This window comes from Lamprobacter modestohalophilus, from assembly GCF_016583905.1.
Lineage (GTDB): Bacteria > Pseudomonadota > Gammaproteobacteria > Chromatiales > Chromatiaceae > Lamprobacter > Lamprobacter modestohalophilus.
Map to the genome: position 1 here is coordinate 1 of NZ_NRRY01000045.1, position 20804 is coordinate 20804.

Below are 20804 nucleotides of genomic sequence, written 5' to 3' on the forward strand. Positions count from 1 at the left end.
GCCCAAGCGCCACTCGTCGAGGAACGGTGTGTAGAATCCAGGATCACGCACTGTCGCTCCCCGCTGGCCGACGATCGCCGAGGCAAAGGCCTGCGCACGATTCAGTGTCTGCTGCACAGGCCAGCTGCGGATCAGTCCAAGGATCAGCACTGAGGCGAAGCCGTCGCCGGCGCCCACCGCATCGACCACTTCGATCGCGCCGGCCGGCGCCACGCGGCTGACCGTCCCATCGGCATCCACTGCAAAGGCGCCCGCGGCGCCGAGGGTGGCAAATACGGCCTCAAGCTCATAGCGTTCGCGCAACCGCTGCGCTCGAGCCTCGACATCGTCGCCCTCGGGTGCTAGCAGCGCGAGCTCATCGGCGTTGAGCTTGACCCAGGTCGCACCCTCCAGCAGCTCGATCAGCCGCTCTTTCTGCCACCAGGGATCACGCAGATTCACGTCCAGAAAGACCGACGGGCTGAGCCGCCCCCGCAGCATCCGCAGCGCATCCGCCGACACCGAGTGCCGCAATGCCAGACTGCCGTGATACAGCAGCGTCTGCTGCGGCAATGGCGGCAGCGCTGCCGCATCGATATGGTCGTAGGCGCGATCAGGAACGATCTCGTAGCTCGGTTCACCGCCGACGAGCGAAACCTGCACGGTACCAGTGGCATGCTCAGGATCACGCTGCAGCCCCAGGGTGGTCATCCCTTGCTCGCGCATCGCCGCATCAATCCGCTCGCCGAGGGCATCTTCGCCCACTCGGCTCAAGAACACCGGATTCAGCCCGAACCCGGCCAGATGCCAGGCGACGTTGAAGGGCGCGCCACCCAGCACCTCGGCGCCATCGGGAAAACAGTCAAACAGGGCCTCGCCGAAGACGAGTGGCGGCTGCTGATGATCGAACGGCATAGTGCTGGACTCCGAGAGCTGTAGCGATCGAAAAGGTCGATCATGCTAAGGGCGTGCGGGTCATGGCCGCAACTCGATCCTCACCGAACAATTCTCAATCGAAGGCTTGATCGTATATCAGAAAAGTCTTATATTCTTACTTAGCTACATTTAAATGCCTTTCCAGGGTCAGTGGCTCGATGCTGGGCACCACCGATGTGTCGTCTAGTCGCGCCCACCCCTTCGGAGTTTTCACAATGAATACAGAATCGATGACCTTGACCTCAACCGATACTCATCGGGACATCGTGCAAGGAGATACGATCAAGATCCAGCAGGTTGCGGTCAACGCGCCCCTGCAGTGGCTCGCGCAAGGCTGGGGCACCCTGACCAAGACGCCCTTGATCAGTCTGTTCTACGGCACGCTCTGCGCGCTCGCCGGCTTCGCGGCGCTGACCATGAGCCGCGCGATGCCGGGCTTGACACTGAAGTTCCTGATCGTGCTCCTGCTGCTGGGGCCCTTCCTGGCCGCGGGGCTCTATGTCGCCGCGCGTCAGCATCTGGCCGGCGAGCGGATCGGGATTCGTGCCAGCCTGGCGCTCTTTGGCCAGCGGCGCTCCAGCCTGGCCTTGTTCGGGCTCTTACTGATGTTCGTCGTCGCCTTTTGGACGTTGGCCTCGGTGGTGATCTTTGCGATTAAGGTGACGACCCTGGCGCCCACCTCCAGCGGCTATGTCACCCTGCTGGGCGGCGGCATGGACCCATTGATGATGCTCTTCACCTTGGTCAGCAGTGCCTTGCTGGGCGCGGCGGTGTTCGCAGCCAGTGTGATCGCGGTGCCTTTGATCGTCGATCGCGATGCCGGCCCGATCGCCGGTGTTCAAGCCAGCTGGCGCGCCGTCACCCTCAACCCGGCGCCGATGTTGCGCTGGGCGGGCTTGATCCTCGGCCTGATGATCATCGGTGCGCTGACCGCCTTCGTCGGCATGGTCGTGATCTTCCCGCTGCTCGGCTACGCGAGCTGGTATGCCTATCGTGACTTGGTCGGCGAGGCCGCTTAATCGACAGTCCGACCCACTTGCGCCAACGGATGGCGCACTAGCGATTCACGCCTAATCGACGGCCTCATCCGCTTCCGCACCTTCCGCACCTTCTGCAGCAAGCACGACGGGTTCAGTGGCCTCTGCACGCCGCGCCAAGAAACGCAGGGCCTCGGCAGCCCCGCAAGGGCGGGCAAACAGGTAGCCTTGGCCGATATCGCAGCCGAGCTCGTGCAGCAGATCCCGCTGCGCTTGGGTCTCGATGCCCTCGGCGACCACGTGCATCCCCAAGGCCTTGGCCATCGCGATCATCGCCGCTACCAGGGCGCGATCTTCGTCGCAGGTGCACATGTCGGAGACGAAGCTCCGATCGATCTTGATGCAATCGATCTTGAAACGCCGCAGATAGTTGATCGACGAGTAGCCGGTGCCAAAGTCATCGATGTGCAGCGCAATCCCAAGCTCGGCCAGGGCCTCGAGACGCGCGCTATTGATCGGGCTGATGTCCATCAGCACCGACTCGGTGATCTCGACATGGAGTTGGCTCGGCGCCAGCTGGAATTGCTGCAGATAGCCTTCAAGGCGCTCGATCAAGGAACCGCGCAGCAGTTGCAGCGGCGAGATGTTGATGGCCACGGGCACCGTCTTCAGCCCCACCGCCGCCCAGCGCGCGAGCTGCGCGCAGACCTCACGCATGACCCAGTCGCCAAGCTCCTCGATCAGCCCGGTATGCTCGGCAATCGGGATGAAGCGCGCCGGCGAGATCGCCCCGAGCTCAGGATCGGTCCAGCGCAGCAAGGCCTCGAATCCGGCGATCTGCATCCCTTCGATGGTAAACAGCGGTTGGTAGTAGACCTGAAAGGCGCGCTCGGCCACAGCCAACCGCAGGCGATGTTCGAGCAGGAGGCGTTCCGAGGCCTTGGTATCGAGATCGGGCGAGAAGAACCGATAGGTATTGCGACCATCCGCCTTGGCACGATACATCGCCAGGTCCGCACAACGGATCAGGCCCTCGGCATTATTGGCATCGCGCGGAAACTCGGCGACACCAACGCTGGCGGTGACCACGTAATGGCCAACGCCCAAATCGAACGGCTTTGCGGTTTCCGTCAAGATCCGCTCAGCCACGCGCGCCGACTCGTCGCTGTCGAGCAGCCCGCCGATCAAGAGCAACAGTTGATCACCGCCAAACCGCGCCAGCTGCGATCGGCCCCGCAAGGCCTCGACATCGAGCTCGGTCCTAAACCGCTCGGCCAAGATCCGCAGCAGCCGATCGCCGCTCGCATGGCCGAGGTTGTCGTTGATCTGCTTGAAGTTATCCAGGTCGAACAAGAGCACGGCGAGGCCCTCGCCAGCGGCTTGACAGTGCTGCAGATGGGTTTGCAGTAGTTCCCGAATCAGGTGCCGATTGGGAAGACCGGTCAACTGATCATTGAATGCCAAATCTTCGATCTGCTTGCGATAGGTACTCAGGCGCTGGCCCATCTCGCGCACATCGTCGGCGAGGAGGCCCATTTCGTCATTGGAGCGCACATCAATCGCTGGGGTCAGGCTGCCCGCACCAATCGCCTGTGCCGCCTTGCGCAACTGCGCGAGTGGTGTCAGCACGAGCCGACGCAACGAGAGGTACAGGACCAGCGTCAACAACAGACCCGAAGCCAGCGTGATGGCCACAATCTTGAGCGCCAGCTCTTGCAGTGGCTCCAGTAAGGCATCAGCGGGCAAGAGCGCAACGGCGGTCAAGCCGGCCCCGACGGGACGCGCCTGCAGCAGCCGATGGCCGCCATCCCAATCGATCTTGATCGGGTCAAGCTGCGGCGCCTCTGCGCTCGTGGCGATCTCCAAGATCCGCGCTAGGAGCGCGTCATCCGCAACCGCCGCATGACCAGCCGCAGCCGCATCACCAGCGCCGAAGAGCAGCTGACCATCGCGAGACACCAAGAACAGCCAGCCGAGGTTCGGTCGCAGCTCGCTGACCTGTGCATAGAGCCCGGCGAGCGAGACCGTCAGCGCGATGAATCCGCGCAAGCGATAAGGCCCCTCAGTGGCATCGCTATAGCCGAGCGAAAGCCGAACCGGACGATAGAAGATGAGGCTGTCGTTCTCCTGGTCGAGCAGTTGGGATTCTGGGGTCGGGGCCTGTTTCAACAAGGCCGCTTCGACCGCTGAGTCGACCCCGATCACACCGCTCACCACCCCCGCTGCGCGCGCGTCCTCGCGGCCGTCTGGCATCAGAAAGCGAACCATCAGATACTCAGGATAGGTCCGCCGATAGTCTTGAAAGAGCTTCAGCAGCGGCGACTGGAACAGCGAGTAGCGATCCTCTGGATTGTTGCTGCGCGCGTAGCGCTCGGTTTCCGGGGCGATCGCGAGCAGATCAAGGCTCGCGTTCGCATTCTCGAGCAGCGCTTCGGTCGCCTGCTCAACGCGGTGCAGCGCCGTATCGAGGCTTTGCTCGGCCTTGCGCTGCAGATCAGCGCCCGAATAGCTCCAGCTCAGCCAGCCTGAGGCCAGAAGCGGCAGCGCAATCAAGGGCACCAGCGCTAAGGCTAATTTCGCTTGCAGACGCACGGATTAGCGACCGTGGACGATCGCTGAGTAGACTTCGACGCGCTGGCGCACCGCCTCGGGTGACAGCGGCTTGTAGTGCTCGCAGCGGGCGAGGGTCTCCGGTGGAGGGTAGATCAATGGATCGCTGAGAAACTCGGCCGGCAACAGTGCCTCGGCAGCCCGATTGGGCGTTGCATAGTGAAGATAGCGGGCATTCTGCGCCGCCACCTCGGAACGATTGAGAAAGTCGATGAAGGCTAGGGCCAAATCAGACTGGCCCTGCGCGCCAATGGTCAGATAGTCGATCCAAATCGGCCCACCTTCTTCTGGCACCCGATAGCGGATCGCGTCATGCTGCTCCATCAGCATCGCCGCATCGCCGCTGTAGCTCATGGCCGCCACCAACTCACCAGTGATCAGTGGCGATTCAGGACCCAGTTCTAAGGTGCCATAGCCGCGCAACGCGGGCTGTTGCTCCAACAGCAGGGCCGTGGCTTGCTCGATCTGCTCGGGATCGGCGCTATTCATCGAGAACCCCAGCGCCTTCAGGGCCATGCCGATCAAATCATAACTGTCGGCGATCATCATGATACGCCCAACCAAGGCCGCATCGGGGCGAAACAGATCCATCCAACGCCGTGGCGGCTCCGGCACCAAGTCCGCCCGGTAGGCAATGCCGGTGGTGCCCCAAAAGTATGGCACGGCGTAACCGCTGGTCTGCGGGTAGGCCTGATCGATGGCCTCATCGATATGGCGCAGGTTGGGAACCTGTGCCGCGTCGATGGGGCGAATCCAGCCCCGTCGCCGATAGCTCGCAACAGCACTGCTATCGAGCACCGCGACATCGAATCCTTGACCATCGCTCTGCACGACGAAGCGATCACGGGCATCGTCACTATCGAAATAGTCGAACCTGACGCGCGTCTTGAATTCCCGCTCAAACGCCTCGACGAGGCCTGGATCGAGATAATCCGGCCAGGTCAACAGCCGCAGTTCACGTGTCGGTGCCTCTATTGCTCCAGCGGGAGCAGCCGGTGACTCCTCAGCAGCCGGCGCGCTGCTGGCAAACAACACAGAGACGAGCAGCAGGCAGGTGAACAGCCATGACGCCCGCAGCAACCCCAGCTCGTTCTTCACCCGCAGCCCCATCACCGACAGTGCATGACCATCAAGATCGTCATTAATAGCCGTAACCGCCCGTGGTGATCTGCTTGATCACACCGTCACGAACCTCGATCCGGTTGATAAAGCGGCGCGGACCGAAGTTGTAGGTCCAGATCTCATACGGCTTAACCACATAGTCTGTGTAGTAATGCTGCCGCGACGAATCGTAACGTTCCACTGCGACCCGATCCTCGCGCTGCTCGACTTGCGCCGGCTCGCCGCAAAACCGCTTCAGCCGCAAGCTGCTGTCACCTTCCGAGATCACGCTGTTGCCACAGCGCAGTGCGTGAGCAGGAGCCGCCGCAAGCAGCAGACAACCGATCAGAACCAGATGGCGCATGGATATCTCCTCTCCAGGGCTTATCGTGCCGAGCGAAAGCGAGTCTTCGCTGTCGGCCCGTCAGGGATTATAGGCCGATTCTCAGCGCACCTATCATCGCGCGCCCCTGATCGCGGCCTGATCGCAACCTGGTCGCGCCGTGATCGCACTCTTGAGGTACTCTCTTGATGGCATCTTGAGGCACTCGACACCCCCTCCAGCGCTGTTTGCGCTACGGCATGCAACGCCTTCATTCATAACGCACTTCGAGGATCTCGAACTCACGTTTGCCACCGGGCGCCTCGACCAGCGCGGTATCGCCCTCGCTCTTGCCGATCAGGCCGCGCGCGATCGGCGAGCCGACCGAGATCTTGCCCTGCTTGATATCGGCCTCGTCGTCGCCGACGATGATGAAGCTGTGCTCTTCATCCTTGTCGATCTCGAGCACATCCACGGTCGCGCCAAAGACCACACGACCACCAGGATTGAGCTTGGTGACGTCGATGATCTCGGCATTCGAGAGCTTGCCCTCGATCTCCTGAATGCGGCCTTCGATGAAGCCCTGCTGCTCCCTGGCCGCGTGATACTCGGCATTCTCCTTCAGATCACCGTGTGCGCGCGCCTCGGCGATGGCCTCGATCACGCGCGGGCGCTCAACGCGCTTTAGCTGCTCGAGCTCTGCACGTAACTGCTCGGCGCCTCTAGCCGTGAGAGGGACTCTATTCATGCGGGCATCCTCTTACACTTGGGCGCACCATCGCGCGCCCACTGAATACGTCGGTCAGCACGCGTTGCCGCAACAGTGGGCGAACGCGCGCCATCTTGGATAGCGTTGTTGTCGAAGGTCGGGTTAGGGAGCGGTTCGCTCGATGGGGGAGCCACCGATCGATCAACGCGTAGGGATTATTATGGAGAGGTCCCGCGCCAAGCGGGACGAGACAACATCGCAGAGACTAACCGCGCGCAAGCGCTCAGTAAAGCGTCTGTAACTGGGTAATCTCCAAAAGGTCACCTGCTTGCAAGGCGAGGCAGGTGGCCTCAGCACCAGAGATGGTCGTGGTGTAGCTGACCTTGTGTTGCAAGGCCGCGCGCCGGATCGCTGCCGAATCGGCGATCGCCTCAGCCCCCTCCGTAGTATTGACGATAAAGCGCACCTCACCATTCTTGATCATATCGACGATGTGTGGGCGCCCTTCCTTGACCTTGTTGACCCCAACACAGTCCAACCCGGCATCCCGGATCGCTCGCGCCGTGCCATGGGTGCCGTAGAGCGTAAAGCCAAGCTCGAGGAGCTTACGAGCGACCGCTAGCATCCGCGCCTTATCCGCATCGCGGATGCTGAGCAAGGCCTTTCCAGGACGCGGCAACGCCATCCCGGCTGCCTCCACCGCCTTGCCGAAGGCCTCGGCAAAGGTCTTACCGATCCCCATCACCTCGCCGGTCGACTTCATCTCTGGCCCAAGCAGGGTATCGACACCGGGGAACTTGACGAAGGGGAACACCGCCTCCTTGACACAATAGCGCGTCGGGGCCACCTCCAGCAGCATGCCCTGCTCGGCCAAAGAGCGACCGGCCATGCAGCGTGCACCGACCTTGGCCAGTGGCACTCCGACGGCCTTGGACACGAAGGGCACGGTGCGTGACGCACGCGGGTTCACCTCAAGGATATAGATATCCTCCCCCTTGATCGCGAACTGCGCATTCATCAGCCCACGGACGCCGAGCGCCAGTCCCATGGCCGCCATCTGCTCGCGCATCCGGTCCTGCAGCTCGGCGCTCAGAGTATAGGGCGGCAGCGAGCAGGCTGAATCACCGGAGTGCACGCCAGCCTGCTCGATGTGCTCCATGATGCCGCCGATCAGCACCGATTCGCCGTCGCAGACGGCATCGACATCGACCTCGATCGCATCCTCGAGGAAGCGATCCAACAGCACCGGCGCGGCGTTCGAGACGCTGACCGCGGTGCGGATGTATCGGCGCAGATCCTGCTCGTCATAGACCAGCTCCATGGCTCGACCGCCCAGCACGTAGGAGGGCCGCACCACCAGCGGATAGCCAATCTCAGCCGCCCGCTCCACCGCCTCGCTCTCGCTGCGCGCGGTCGCATTCGGTGGCTGCTTCAGACCAAGCTCCGTAATCAGGCGCTGAAAACGCTCGCGGTCCTCGGCATGGTCGATACTGTCCGGCGAGGTCCCGATAATCGGCACCCCGGCCGCTTCCAGATCGCGCGCCAGCTTCAGCGGTGTCTGGCCACCGTATTGCACGATCACGCCATACGGGCGTTCCGTTTCAACGATGGCGAGCACGTCCTCAACCGTCAATGGCTCGAAATAGAGCCGATCGGAGGTGTCGTAGTCAGTCGAGACGGTCTCCGGATTGCAGTTGACCATGATGGTCTCGAAGCCATCATCGCGCAGCGCGAAGGCCGCATGCACGCAGCAGTAATCGAACTCGATGCCCTGCCCGATGCGGTTCGGGCCGCCGCCGAGCACCATGATCTTCTTGGCGTCGGTCGGCTTCGCCTCGCATTCTTCCTCGTAGGTGGAATACAGGTAGGCGGTACTGGTCGCGAACTCAGCGGCGCAGGTATCGACACGCTTGAACACCGGCCGGATGCCCAGCTCGCGGCGGCGCTCGCGAATCACCTCCTCGGCCTCGCTGGTGAGCGTGGCGAGCCGCCGGTCCGAGAACCCGCGCCGCTTGAGCCAGCGTAATCGCTCCGCATCCAAACCCGCGAGTCCTTGCACCCGAACCTCATGCTCGATCGCGACCAGCTCGTCGATCTGCGCCAGGAACCAGGGGTCGATCCCGGTCAGGCCCTGCACCTCGTCCTGCGTCATTCCGGCACGTAACGCATCGGCCAGGTAAAAGATGCGTTCGGCGCCCGGCTGGCGCAGCTCGGTGCGCAACCGGCTCAGGGACTGCGGATCGGCCAGGTTGAGCATCCCGTTGAGACCGTCTTTATCCGTCTCGAGCCCACGCAGCGCCTTCTGCAGCGACTCCTGGAAGGTGCGGCCGATCGCCATCACCTCGCCCACCGACTTCATCTGGGTGGTCAGATGGGCATCGGCAAGCGGGAACTTCTCGAACGCGAAGCGCGGGATCTTGGTGACCACGTAGTCGATCGCTGGCTCGAACGAGGCTGGCGTTGCACCGCCGGTGATCTCGTTGCGCAGCTCATCAAGGGTGTAGCCGACCGCAAGCTTGGCGGCGACCTTGGCGATCGGAAAGCCGGTGGCCTTCGAGGCCAACGCCGAGGAGCGCGAGACACGCGGGTTCATCTCGATGATGATCATGCGCCCATCGTCGGGATGGATCGCAAACTGGACGTTCGAGCCGCCGGTGTCGACGCCGATCTCACGCAGCACGGCGAGCGAGGCATCGCGCATGCGCTGATATTCCTTATCGGTCAGCGTCTGCGCCGGGGCGACGGTGATCGAGTCGCCGGTGTGCACACCCATCGGGTCCAGGTTCTCGATCGAGCAGATGATGATGCAGTTGTCCTTGTGATCGCGCACCACCTCCATCTCGTACTCTTTCCAGCCCAGCGCTGATTCTTCGATCAGCAGCTCATTGACCGGCGAGAGATCCAGACCGCGGATGCAAATCTCCTCGAATTCCTCATGGTTGTAGGCGATGCCACCGCCGCTGCCGCCCATGGTGAACGAGGGCCGGATGATGGTCGGGAAGCCAATCTGCGCTTGGACCTGGATCGCTTCTTCCAGACTGTGGGCGATCGCCGAGCGCGGCATGTCGAGACCGATGCGGCGCATCGCCTGACGGAACAGATCGCGGTCCTCGGCCTTATCGATCGCCTCGCGCGAGGCGCCGATCATCTCCACGCCGTAACGCTCCAGCACGCCCTCGGTGACCAGATCCAGAGCACAGTTCAGCGCCGTCTGCCCGCCCATGGTCGGCAGCAAAGCATCCGGGCGCTCGTGGGCGATGATGCGCTCCACAACCCGCCAGTTGATCGGCTCGATATAGGTCGCATCGGCCATCTCCGGGTCGGTCATGATCGTCGCCGGATTCGAGTTCACCAGCACCACGCGGAACCCCTCCTCGCGCAGCGCCTTGCAGGCCTGGGCGCCGGAGTAATCGAATTCGCAGGCCTGCCCGATCACGATCGGGCCCGCGCCGATGATCAGGATGCTCTGGATATCTGTGCGCTTGGGCATGGGCTGATGAGGCGTCCGAAGTCTGCTGCTGAAAAAGGTCGTGTTTGTTTAACGTGAATCTCGCGCGATTCATCTTCCGGAGTGGCGCGCCGCCATGCGCATGAGCCGCAATGCGGCGCCGATCTGGCGAGAACCAAGGCCAGCACCGACATCGACCGCTGATCCGCGATCAACCCCCCGCCACCTACTCTCTATCCACTCTCCACTCTCCACTCTCCACTCTCCACTCTCCACTCTCCACTCTCCACTCACCACTCTCCACTCACCACTCGCCACTCTCCTCACTGCCCGCCCGAGCAGGCATCCATCATCCTGACGAAATGAGCAAACAAGGGCTCAACGTCGCGCGGCCCTGGGCTTGCCTCCGGATGGCCCTGGAAGCTAAAAGCCGGATGTTCGCGGTGGCGCAGTCCCTGCAGCGAGCCGTCGAAGAGCGAGCGATGGGTCGCCTCGACCTCAGCCGGCAGGCTCTGCTCATCGATGGCAAAGCCGTGATTCTGGCTGCTGATCATCACCTGTCCGGTCGCCAGGTCCTGCACCGGATGGTTGGCACCGTGGTGACCAAACTTCATCTTCACGCTCTGCGCACCACAGGCGAGACCGAGCAGCTGATGCCCGAGACAGATGCCGAACAGCGGCACATCACGCGCCAGCAGCTCACGAATGGCCTCAATCGCGTAGCCGCAGGGCTCGGGGTCGCCAGGGCCATTACTCAAGAAAACACCGGCTGGCGCTAGCTCCAACACCTCGGCAACCGGGGTCCGCGGCGGCACCACCGTGACCCGACAGCCATGGTCGACCAACAGCCGCAGGATATTGCGCTTGATGCCGAAGTCGTAGGCGACGACATGGTGCCGGAAACGCTCATCATCCCAGGCGAGCGGATCGGTCAGTCCCTGCTCCAGGCTCCAAGTGCCCTGGGTCCAGCGATAGGCGCTGCTGACGCCGGCCTCACGGGCAAGGTCCATGCCCTTGAGCCCAGGAAAGGCGGTGGCCGCGACCAAGGCGCCCTGCTCGTCCGGATCATCGCCCGCGACCAAACATCCATTTTGCGCGCCCTTCTCGCGCAGCAGACGGGTCAGACGGCGAGTATCGATGTCAGCGATTCCGACCACCCCGTGACGCTCAAGATACGCACTGAGGGTCTCGTTGCGGCGGAAGTTGCTCGCCAGCACCGGCAGATCGCGAATGATCAGACCAGCAGCCTGGATCGCGGGCGACTCCTCATCCTCATCGTTGGTGCCGGTATTGCCGATGTGTGGATAGGTCAGGGTGACCAGCTGCCGCCGATAGGACGGATCGGTCAGGATCTCTTGATAGCCCGACATGGCCGTGTTGAACACGACTTCACCGACGCTTTGGCCGCGGGCGCCAATAGACGTCCCGCGAAAGACCGAGCCGTCTTGCAGGACCAAAACCGCAGGAATAGTCAACGCAGTCTCCGAGGCAGTCGGTGGTGCCGAGCGAAATGCCCGACCATCAGATGGCCGCCTAAGGCGACCCTAGTTGCGGCGGCAAATGCAGCCAAGCAACGTCAGCAGGCGGCGGCAGCCGCGCACCCACTCAGGCAAACGGCGCATGTGACCAAACAAAGCGAAGGGCCCTTAAGCATCCTCGCACCGGAGACCACAGTCCGCTCGTCACAGCCGCCTGGCTGCATCTATCCAAAACGGGCCGGATGTTAGCGAAACCCTCCGCCGCTGTCCATGCTTAGTGCTGCAGCGCAGCAACTGCGTCACAAAATTGCGGCGCAATGTCGACTGGTTGTCTAGGCACAAGGCCTGAGCAGCCGATCCTCACTTCGTCAAGGCGCAGCCTCGGGGACGATTCAATCGCAAGCTCGCAGCTTCGGTGGCGCGAACGACGTAATCGATTAGCTTCGACTATAGATTGGCTTCGACCCAGCGCACAATGCCGTTGGTATCCATGGCCCCTGCTTGCCGCCCGCGCTCTTGACCGCCGACGAAGATCGCCAGGGTCGGGATGCTGCGGATGCCAAAACGCATCGCCAGCCCCTGCTCTTCTTCGGTGTTAACCTTAGCCAGCCGAGCGCGTGGCTCGAGCCGTGACGCTGCCGCCTCAAAGGCCGGTGCCATCATCTTGCAGGGCCCGCACCAAGACGCCCAGAAATCCACAACCAGTGGGATGTCACTACGCGCCGCATGACGCTCAAAGCTCGCCTGGCCCAGGGCGAACGGGTAGCCGTCGAACAAGGCGCGATGGCACTGACCGCAACGTCCGCCGTCTGCAAGACGCTGGGGCGGGAGTCGGTTGACCGCATCGCAATGTGGACAGACGACGTGAATGGGCGTTGTCATCAGCATGCCTCCAGTGATGTTCCGAGATGCTTGGCCTCAGCGATCAGAGGTCCGCGATCAGTGGTCCGGCGATCAAAAATCCGGCGCCTACCGACGTCTATTCGAGCAGGCTCCCGCTTGATTGAGGCCGCTACGACAATTATTTTCCAAGGCAAGACCAAGTGCCAATGCGAGTTCGCGTTGGCGACTGAATGTTAACGCCTGAGCAGCCCTGGCGCCTGAGCGGCCGAGTTCGCTGCCTGAGCGACCGAGCCGACAAGCCCTTGCGCGCTCCCGACCAACGAGAGAGACACCATGACCGATTCTGCCCATATTGCCGCCGTCACTGCTACCGACTTCGAGCAGATCGTTATTCAAGGCTCGTTCGAACGACCGGTGCTAGTCGACTTCTGGGCCGATTGGTGCGCACCTTGCCGGCAACTGATGCCAATCTTGTCGAGACTGGCCGAAGAATTCAAAGGCCAATTCTTCCTCGCCAAGGTCGATACCGAGGCTGAGCAAGCACTGGCTGCGCAATTCGGCATCCGCAGCCTACCGACAGTGCAGCTGTTCAAGAACGGCCAAGCAGTCGACCAGTTTATGGGTGCACTACCAGAGGGGCAGATCCGAGAATTTCTCTCGCGTCATATTAGCCGCGCCTCCGATCAGCTACTGGACCAAGCCCGGCAGGCGATGGCCGACGGCGATTTGAACGCAGCGTCGGCGCTGATCGAACGCGCGAAACAGGATGATCCGGACAACAGCCGGGTGTTCATAGCACAGGTCCAGTTGAAGGCGGTTGAGGGCGATGCCGCGGGCGCGCTCGAATTGTTAGAGCACACCCCGCTCGATCTAGCAGCTGATCCAGAGCTCGCGGCAATCCGCGGGCGGCTAGCATTCAGCGCAGCGGTGGCTGATGCGCCGGCTGCCGAGGCGCTCCAGACGACGCTAAAAGCCAATCCAGGAGACAATGACGCGCGCTATCAGTTAGCGGCCCATCAGGTGTTGGCGGGCGACAACGAGGCGGCGCTGGAGAACCTACTGACGCTGTTGAAACGGGACCGGCAGTATGGCGATGATGCAGCGCGCAAGGGGATGGTCGCGATCTTCGATCTGCTCGGTGGCAGTGGTGAGCTGGTATCGCGTTATCGGGCAAAGATGTTGAGTAGCCTATATTAAAGTTCATGGCGCGGTTTTACTCCGGAAGATGATGCGCTTGGAATGACGACCAGGCCCGCTGCCTTGGTCTCAACCAACTCGGTCAAGCAGCCGAAACGCGTCCAGGGATGCCCCTCCCAGCGCAGTCTCAGCAACTGTTGATCCAGCGCTGCCCCTGACCTGCAGCCCGCGACACCAGCAACCGCGAGCAGTTCGCCTTGAGCATCGAGCAGCAGCGGCACATAGGGACGTAGCCAGGAGGGAACAGCGGCCTGCTGGAACAGCTTCTTCAGTGGACGACTCGGCCGCTTCGATTGCCCGCAGCACAAGCCAGACCGTCCGAAGCAGAGGGTTATCGGCGGCCCCTCGCTTAACTCGAAGCGCCCCGAGTCATCGCCCTCGCCCTCGCCCTCGCCCTCGCCCTCGCCCTCGCCCTCGCCCTCGCCCTCGAAGCTGAGCTTGCCCAATCCCATCGGCAGCTGGAGTGGCTGCTGCCCATCCCAACGCAGCTCAACCTCAGGGCGCGGTGGCAAGGGCAGGAGCGCGAACAGATCATCACGATAACGGCGCAGCTCACAGCCCTCCCAAGCGACCAAAGGCCTGGCATCGGCCCGAGCCGAGAGGACATCGGTCAGGATCGCCTGCAACCGCAGCAGACTCGGCGGTCTAAACCCTTGCTGGGCCAGCCAGCGCCGCAGCAAGATCCGGGCACGCTCCGGCGCGAGCGCCGATAAGCGGGCTGCCGATAACGTATCCAGCCGTGAGCCGGCAACCGTTGGCAGTTGCTCATCGGCGCTCGCGTCGATCAGCGCTGCGGCCTCAGCGCAGTGGGCCGCGGAACGGGCGATAGTGGTGGCAGCAGCCGGCCAGCGCTGGCGCAAGACCGGCATGATCTGGTGGCGCAGCAGATTGCGATCGAAGCCGAGATCCTGATTCGACGGATCTTCGAGCCAGCTCAACCGATGCCGCTCGGCGTAGGCACGTAAATCGGCCTGCGCGAACTCGAGCAGCGGCCGCATCAGGATCCCTGCCCCCAGCGCTGCGCGCGCTGGCATTGCAGCCAGTCCGTGCACGCCGCTGCCGCGGAGCAACGCGAGCAGCAGGGTCTCGGCCTGATCGTCGCGATGCTGCGCGGTCGCGAGCCAGTCGCCAGGGCCAAGGCAATCGGCAAAGAGGCGCCGGCGCGCCGCACGTGCCAGCGCCTCTAGGCTCTGGCCCGGACGACGCTCGATCTGCGCCCGCCGCGCCTGGAAATCGACACCAAGCTGCTCGCAGACGCGACGGCAGTGGCGCGCCCAAGCACCGGAGTCTGGATGAAGGCCATGGTCGACGTGGATGGCGCTCAGCGTCAGATCAAGCCCAGCGCGCAGCTCAACACAAGCATGCAGGAGAACATGGGAATCGCAACCACCGCTAAAGGCGACCCAGAGCCGCTGAGGCCGCGGCGATTGCGCCAACGCGGCCGCCAGCAGCAGCCTCAGTCGATCAGCGGAAAAAGCGGCGTCAGGCAAGGAGGGCAATGCGAAGTCGCAGCGATGGACGTCGCTCGATACCGGCTGCCAGCGGCGGCGTCTCAGCTCTTGAAATGACCGTAGCCGCGCAGGCGCTGATAGCGCGCCTCGACGATCTGATCGACGGGCTGGCTCGCGACCCGTGCCAGCTCATCCACCAGCACCATCTTCAGCGACGAGGCCGTGTCGTCGACGTTGCGATGCGCACCACCGCGCGGCTCGGGCACCACTGCATCGACCAAGCCAAGCTCGTGGAGACGATCCGAGGTGATCGCCATCGCCTCAGCAGCGAGTTGGGCCTTCTCCGCACTCTTCCACAGGATCGATGCACAGCCCTCCGGCGAGATCACCGAGTAGGTGCTGAACTGGAGCATGATCAGGCGGTCGCCAACACCGATGGCCAAGGCCCCTCCAGAACCGCCCTCACCGGTTACAGTAACGATGATCGGCACCCGCAGTCCTGCCATCACCTGCAGATTGCGAGCAATCGCCTCGCTCTGACCGCGCTCTTCAGCCCCCACGCCCGGATAGGCGCCAGGGGTGTCGATGAAGGTGAGGATCGGCAGCCCGAAGCGCTCGGCCATCTGCATCAAGCGCAGCGCCTTACGATAGCCCTCAGGTCGCGGCATGCCGAAATTGCGCTGGATCTTTTCCTTTGTGTCGCGCCCCTTCTGATGGCCGATCACCATGACTGATTGGCCATCAAGCCGCGCCAGACCACCAACGATGGCCCGGTCGTCGGCAAAGGCTCGATCACCATGCAATTCTTGGAAGCCGTCGAAGATGCGGTCGACATAGTCGAGGAAATACGGCCGCAGCGGATGCCGCGACAGCTGCGAGATCTGCCAGGGCGTCAGCGACGAGAAGATCTGCTCGGTTAGTGCGCGACTCTTGGTCTCGAGATGCTCGATCTCGTCGGCGATGTTGATGCCGTCTTCTTCATCACCCGGGCCATGTCGGCCAAGATGACGCGCGCCCAAGGTCGCACCGAGATGCCGAAGCTCTTCGATCTTCGCCTCAAGCTCGGCGACCGGTTGTTCAAATTCGAGAAAGTTCAGGTCCATGGGGTAGGGATTCTACGTGAAATCTGGTCGCTGTTGACAGCAGGTTTTCGCATGCAGCGGCTCCGATAAGCATTAACGCTTCGGGCAAGTAACGGTGATCGCTTCAGGCAAGGTGATCGCGGATCAGATATTCTCACTGGCAATAACGCCGCCACATCGATAGCAGCAGTCAGCCGTATGACACCACAACCAGACTCCCGCTACATCGTCCTGATCAGCGTCCACGGTCTTATCCGCGGCCATGACCTCGAGCTCGGTCGCGATGCCGACACCGGCGGACAGACGCTCTATGTCGTCGAGCTCGCCCGCGCCCTCGCCCAACGTGAGGACGTCGACAGAGTCGATCTGTTCACGCGACTGGTCGATGATTCGCATGTCAGCACAGACTATCAGCAGCCCATCGAAGACATTGACCCCAAAGCGCGCATCGTGCGCATCGAGGCCGGTCCAGCGGAGTATCTGCCGAAAGAGCAGCTCTGGGATTATCTCGACACCTTCGCCGACAACATGCTCGGTTTTCTGCGTGATCAGGACATCGCGCCGACCCTGATCCACAGCCACTACGCTGACGCCGGCTATGTCGGCACCCGGGTCTCGAGCCAGCTCGGTGTTCCGCTCGTGCATACCGGACATTCGCTCGGACGCGTCAAGCGCCGCCGCCTGCTCGCCTCGGGCGTCAAGCAGGAGATCATCGATAAACGCTATCGCATGGATCGACGCATCGATGCCGAGGAAGAGACGCTCGGCGCTGCTAGCCTGGTCGTCACCAGCACCAGCCAGGAGATCCAAGAGCAATACGGTCTCTACGACCACTATCAGCCCGAGCGCATGTCGGTCATCGCCCCCGGCACCGACCTGACCCGCTTCCATCCACCGGACGGCAGCGAGCAAAAGGCGCCGATCAAGAAGGAGCTGGCGCGCTTTCTGCGTGATCCCAAGAAGCCGATCATCCTGGCCCTGTCGCGCCCGGATGAGCGCAAGAACATCGCCACCTTGGTCGATGCCTTCGGTGAGTCCGAGGAGCTGCAGCGCAACGCCAACCTGGTGATCATCGCCGGCAACCGCGATGACATCCGCGATCTCGACAGCGGCGCCCAGCAGGTATTGACCGACATCCTGATCCTGATCGATCTCTATGACCTCTACGGCAAGGTCGCCTACCCCAAACATCATCGGGCCGATGAGGTGCCGATCCTCTATCAGCTTGCGGCAGCCTCGCGCGGCGTGTTCGTCAACCCGGCGCTCACCGAGCCGTTCGGGCTGACGCTGATCGAGGCCGCCGCCAGTGGCCTACCGATTGTCGCCACCGAAGATGGTGGCCCCATCGATATCATCGGCCATTGCAAGAATGGCATCCTGATCGACCCGCTCGACAAGCAAGACATCACCAAGGCTTTGCTGAAGGTCGTGAGCGATGCCTCACGCTGGCGCACCATGGTCAAGAACGGTCTCTCAGGGGTCAAGCAGCACTACTCCTGGGAAGCGCACGCCGAGAGCTACATGGCAGCGATCAAGCCGCTGCTCGAGCAGGTCGAGCCACCGCCAACGGCACCGGTCGCCCGGCGGCCGATGCTCTACCACGACCGCGCCATCTTCACCGATCTTGACCAAAATCTGCTCGGCGATCCAGATTCGCTCGCCGACTTCCTGCGCATCATGCGTGAGAACCATCGTTGCACCAGCTTCGGCATCGCCACCGGGCGGCGGCTGGACTCCGCACTCGCGGTGATGCGTCGCTACGGTATCCCGCGCCCAGACGTGCTGATCACCGCCCTAGGCACCGAGATCTACTACGCGCCGCAGCTGACCGCCGATGATGCTTGGGCGCGCCACATCGACCACCTCTGGTATCCGCGCCGGGTGCGCGACGTGCTCAACGACCTGCCCGGCATCGAGCGCCAACCAAAGTCGGAACAGAGCCGGTTCAAGGTCAGCTTCTACATCGACCCCGAACACGCACCCTGCCTCGAGGAGATCGGCAGCAGCCTGCATCAGGCCGACCTGAACGTGCATCTCAATCTGTCGTTCGGCCAGTTCCTCGATGTGGTTCCGGCGCGCGCTTCAAAGGGCTTGGCCCTGCGCTATGTCGCCGACCAGTTCGGCATCCCGATCGAGCACTGTCTCACCGCCGGTGGCTCGGGTGCCGATGAGGACATGATGCGCGGCAACACGCTGGCGGTGGTCGTCGCCAACCGGCATCACGAGGAGCTCTCGCAGCTCACCGATACCGAGAGCATCTACTTCGCCGAAAAGCCTTTCGCGGCCGGTATCTTGGAGGCGATCGAGCATTATCGGTTCTTCGATGCCTGTCAGGTGCCGATGCGGCCGGAGGACGACAAGTCGGGCGAGTAAGGTGCTCATTGAGCCTGCAGAGCAACGGGATCAGCCCATCCGGTGGCAGCGCATTTTAGCGTTTCATTGCAAGCTAACGCTGACGCGGCTGGACTGGCCCTGCCCATCGATCACAGCAATGGTGGCGAAGCCAGGCCCCTCGGGGCGCCATTGGACACTGCGCGCATGGGGCGCGTGCGCGATCGGCCTGCCATTCGCCAGCCACTGAAACGGTGGCGAGCCATTGCGCACCTTCAGCGCCAGCTCCGCTCCGCCACCCAGTCCGAGCCCAAGTCCGAGCCCGAGATCCACCACCGCGCCATCCGGCGGAAAGGCGATCTCGAGCCGATCAACCGGCGCGCCTGAGGCATTGCCGTCGACGCGACGTAGCGGCGGGGGCAGCTCGGCACTCGAGGCCATCAGCACATCGAATGGCGGCCCCGGCAGCGGCACCCGGTCATCGAGACGCGCGAAGGCATCGCGCAGAATCGGCACCGCAGCCTCAGTGCCGGTCAGACCCGGTACTGCGGCGCCGTCCGGTCGGCCGCTCCAGACACCGATCACCTGCTTGCCGTCAAAGCCGAGCGCCCAAGCATCTCGATAACCATAAGATGTACCCGTCTTCAGCGCGATCGCGCCACCGATCTGATCAAGGCGCTCCGCCCCGGACAGGATCGAGGCGAGGTACCAGGCCGCGCGTGGCGGCAGTACCGGGTTGCGTTCAGCCGTCGTGCCCGTTCGGGTGCTCAGGCCGGTATGGCCGGTCGGACCCGCAAAGTCGGTCGGGCGCGTAGAGTCCGTTGAGGCCACAGAGGCCGTAGTATCGGCAAAGGCGGAAAAGCGATCAGCGCTCTCCGGCAGCCGAAGCCCATCGCGCAGCGTCAGCGTCACCGGATCGCCGCCGCGGGCAATCGCCGCATAAATGCTCACCAGATCGGTCAAGCTGAGGCCCACCCCACCGAGCCCAATCGCAAGCCCAGCGCCAGCCGCCGCCTTCGGCAGGTGCGGCTCGGCCCCCGCCCGACGCAAGCGCGCCAGCAGCCGCGCCGGTCCCACCCGTTCCAGCAGCGTCACGGCGGGAACATTCAGCGACTGCTGCAGCGCCGCGCGAACGGTCACCGTGCCTTGAAAGCCGCGATCGAAATTCTCCGGCACATAGCCACCAAAGGCGCGCGGGCGATCCTCGATCAGGCTCTCCGGATGCGCCAGACCCAGCTCGAACGCCAGCCCATAGATCAGCGGCTTCAGCGTCGAGCCTGGCGAACGCAGGGCGCCAGTCATGTCGACAAAGCCATCGCGCTCGCGCTCGAGTAGCCCCGCCGAGCCGACACTGGCCAAGACCTCGCCGCTGCCATGATCGACAACCAAGATCGCGACCGAGACCGCATCCGGCAGCCGCGCGGCGTGCTCAGCGGCGAGCCTCTGCAGACGCGCTTGCAAGCGAGCATCCAGGGTGAGCCGATGCACGCCAGCCGCTGGCGACAGCGTCAGCGCACGGCGCGCCAGATGCGGCGCCAGCATCGGAAACGCCCGCCGCTGGATCGGGATCGGCTCGCGTCGCGCCGCGGCTGCGGTATCGGCATCGATCAGACCCAGTGCTTCAGCCCGTGACAAGACACGATCGCGCCCAAGCCGCGCGGCCTCCGGAGAGCGATCCGGCCGACGCTGCTCCGGCGCTTGCGGCAAGGCCACGAGCAACGCCGCCTGCGCCGGCGTGAGCCGCCGCGGCTCGCGGCCAAGCCAGGCCAGCGACGCCGCACGCACGCCCTCGAGGTTGCCGCCGAACGGGGCCAGGTTCAGATAGGCCTCGAGCACCTGATGCTTATCCTTCACGCGCTCCAGCGCTAGCGCCCCGCCGAGTTGTCGCCACTTATCTTCAAGTGAGCCCGTCGCCAGCCCCAACCGCAGCCGCACCACCTGCATGGTCAGCGTCGAGCCCCCGGAGACAATCCGGCCCTGGCGCAGCGCCTGCCAGGCCGCCCGCAGCAAAGCACGCAGATCCACGCCCGCATGCTGCCAGAAACGCTGGTCTTCATAACCGAGCAACATTCGCAGATACAGAGGATCAACCTCGCCCAAACTCACCGGCAGTCGCCAGCGTCCATCGTCCACCGTAAACGCACGCAGTAGCTGGCCGTTGCGGTCCAGCACCACCGCCGAGGTCTCAAGCGCGAGATCTAGCGGCTGACTGCGACGCAGCTCGTTCAGCGTCAGTGCCCCGGCTGATAACAGCAACAGGGTTGTGCCGAGCAATATCAAGACGGTCAGCACAGCGCGTCGAATCGTCATCGAGCGCCTCCAATCCATCGCTCAGTCGGC

The 20804-nt window shown here is 63.2% G+C and carries 14 protein-coding genes; 3 read left to right on the plus strand and 11 right to left on the minus strand.

All coding sequences use genetic code 11. The features are described 5' to 3' along the window. Positions 1 to 894 (minus strand): carbohydrate kinase family protein (locus CKO42_RS19900; protein WP_200247861.1); only part of this gene is annotated, 894 nt, incomplete at its 3' end. 236 nt (positions 895 to 1130) lie between these two features. On the opposite strand from CKO42_RS19900, the gene CKO42_RS19905 reads away from it, so the two are divergent. Beyond that, positions 1131 to 1934, plus strand: coding sequence for a DUF2189 domain-containing protein (locus tag CKO42_RS19905; protein ID WP_200247863.1), 804 nt, complete (start codon positions 1131 to 1133; stop codon positions 1932 to 1934). Positions 1935 to 1985: 51 nt separating this feature from the next. Here CKO42_RS19905 and CKO42_RS19910 read toward each other — a convergent pair whose 3' ends face one another. The 7 genes from CKO42_RS19910 to trxC form a co-directional block, all read right to left on the minus strand. After that, positions 1986 to 4484 carry an EAL domain-containing protein gene (locus CKO42_RS19910; protein ID WP_200247865.1) on the minus strand — a complete coding sequence of 833 codons (2499 nt, stop codon included), beginning with the start codon at positions 4482 to 4484 and terminating at the stop codon, positions 1986 to 1988. A gap of 3 nt (positions 4485 to 4487) precedes the next feature. Then, on the minus strand, positions 4488 to 5600 hold the full coding sequence (locus CKO42_RS19915) for an extracellular solute-binding protein (RefSeq protein WP_200247867.1): 1113 nt from the start codon (positions 5598 to 5600) through the stop codon (positions 4488 to 4490). Between the two features lie 43 nt (positions 5601 to 5643). Beyond that, positions 5644 to 5967 carry a DUF2845 domain-containing protein gene (locus tag CKO42_RS19920; RefSeq protein WP_200247869.1) on the minus strand — a complete coding sequence of 108 codons (324 nt, stop codon included), beginning with the start codon at positions 5965 to 5967 and terminating at the stop codon, positions 5644 to 5646. A 229-nt stretch (positions 5968 to 6196) separates the two neighbouring features. After that, a complete protein-coding gene (gene greA, locus CKO42_RS19925) occupies positions 6197 to 6673 on the minus strand; it encodes a transcription elongation factor GreA (protein ID WP_200247871.1) in 477 nt (158 codons plus the stop codon). A 244-nt stretch (positions 6674 to 6917) separates the two neighbouring features. Further along, on the minus strand, positions 6918 to 10124 hold the full coding sequence (gene carB, locus CKO42_RS19930) for a carbamoyl-phosphate synthase large subunit (RefSeq protein WP_200247874.1): 3207 nt from the start codon (positions 10122 to 10124) through the stop codon (positions 6918 to 6920). 281 nt (positions 10125 to 10405) lie between these two features. Beyond that, complete coding sequence (gene carA, locus CKO42_RS19935) at positions 10406 to 11557, minus strand: glutamine-hydrolyzing carbamoyl-phosphate synthase small subunit (RefSeq protein WP_200247883.1); 1152 nt, start codon at positions 11555 to 11557, stop codon at positions 10406 to 10408. Between the two features lie 450 nt (positions 11558 to 12007). Continuing rightward, the gene (gene trxC / locus CKO42_RS19940) at positions 12008 to 12442 is read right to left on the minus strand and encodes a thioredoxin TrxC (RefSeq protein ID WP_200247885.1); all 435 of its coding nucleotides are present in this window, start codon (positions 12440 to 12442) and stop codon (positions 12008 to 12010) included. 294 nt (positions 12443 to 12736) lie between these two features. Between trxC and trxA the strand changes: the two genes are divergently transcribed. Further along, positions 12737 to 13600 (plus strand): thioredoxin, encoded by an 864-nt coding sequence (gene trxA, locus CKO42_RS19945; protein ID WP_200247887.1) that lies wholly within the window; start codon positions 12737 to 12739, stop codon positions 13598 to 13600. Here the strand turns inward: trxA and tilS are convergent. Both tilS and CKO42_RS19955 read right to left on the minus strand, forming a co-directional pair. Continuing rightward, the gene (gene tilS, locus CKO42_RS19950) at positions 13597 to 15090 is read right to left on the minus strand and encodes a tRNA lysidine(34) synthetase TilS (RefSeq protein ID WP_242479559.1); all 1494 of its coding nucleotides are present in this window, start codon (positions 15088 to 15090) and stop codon (positions 13597 to 13599) included. The genes trxA and tilS overlap by 4 nt on opposite strands. Positions 15091 to 15152: 62 nt before the next feature. Beyond that, complete coding sequence (locus CKO42_RS19955; protein ID WP_200247889.1) at positions 15153 to 16154, minus strand: acetyl-CoA carboxylase carboxyltransferase subunit alpha; 1002 nt, start codon at positions 16152 to 16154, stop codon at positions 15153 to 15155. Positions 16155 to 16331: 177 nt separating this feature from the next. Here CKO42_RS19955 and CKO42_RS19960 point away from each other — a divergent pair, with 177 nt between their 5' ends. After that, the gene (locus tag CKO42_RS19960) at positions 16332 to 18506 is read left to right on the plus strand and encodes an HAD-IIB family hydrolase (protein WP_200247890.1); all 2175 of its coding nucleotides are present in this window, start codon (positions 16332 to 16334) and stop codon (positions 18504 to 18506) included. 63 nt (positions 18507 to 18569) lie between these two features. Here CKO42_RS19960 and pbpC read toward each other — a convergent pair whose 3' ends face one another. After that, positions 18570 to 20774 (minus strand): penicillin-binding protein 1C, encoded by a 2205-nt coding sequence (pbpC, locus tag CKO42_RS19965; RefSeq protein ID WP_200247892.1) that lies wholly within the window; start codon positions 20772 to 20774, stop codon positions 18570 to 18572. Between the last annotated feature and the right edge of the window lie 30 nt (positions 20775 to 20804).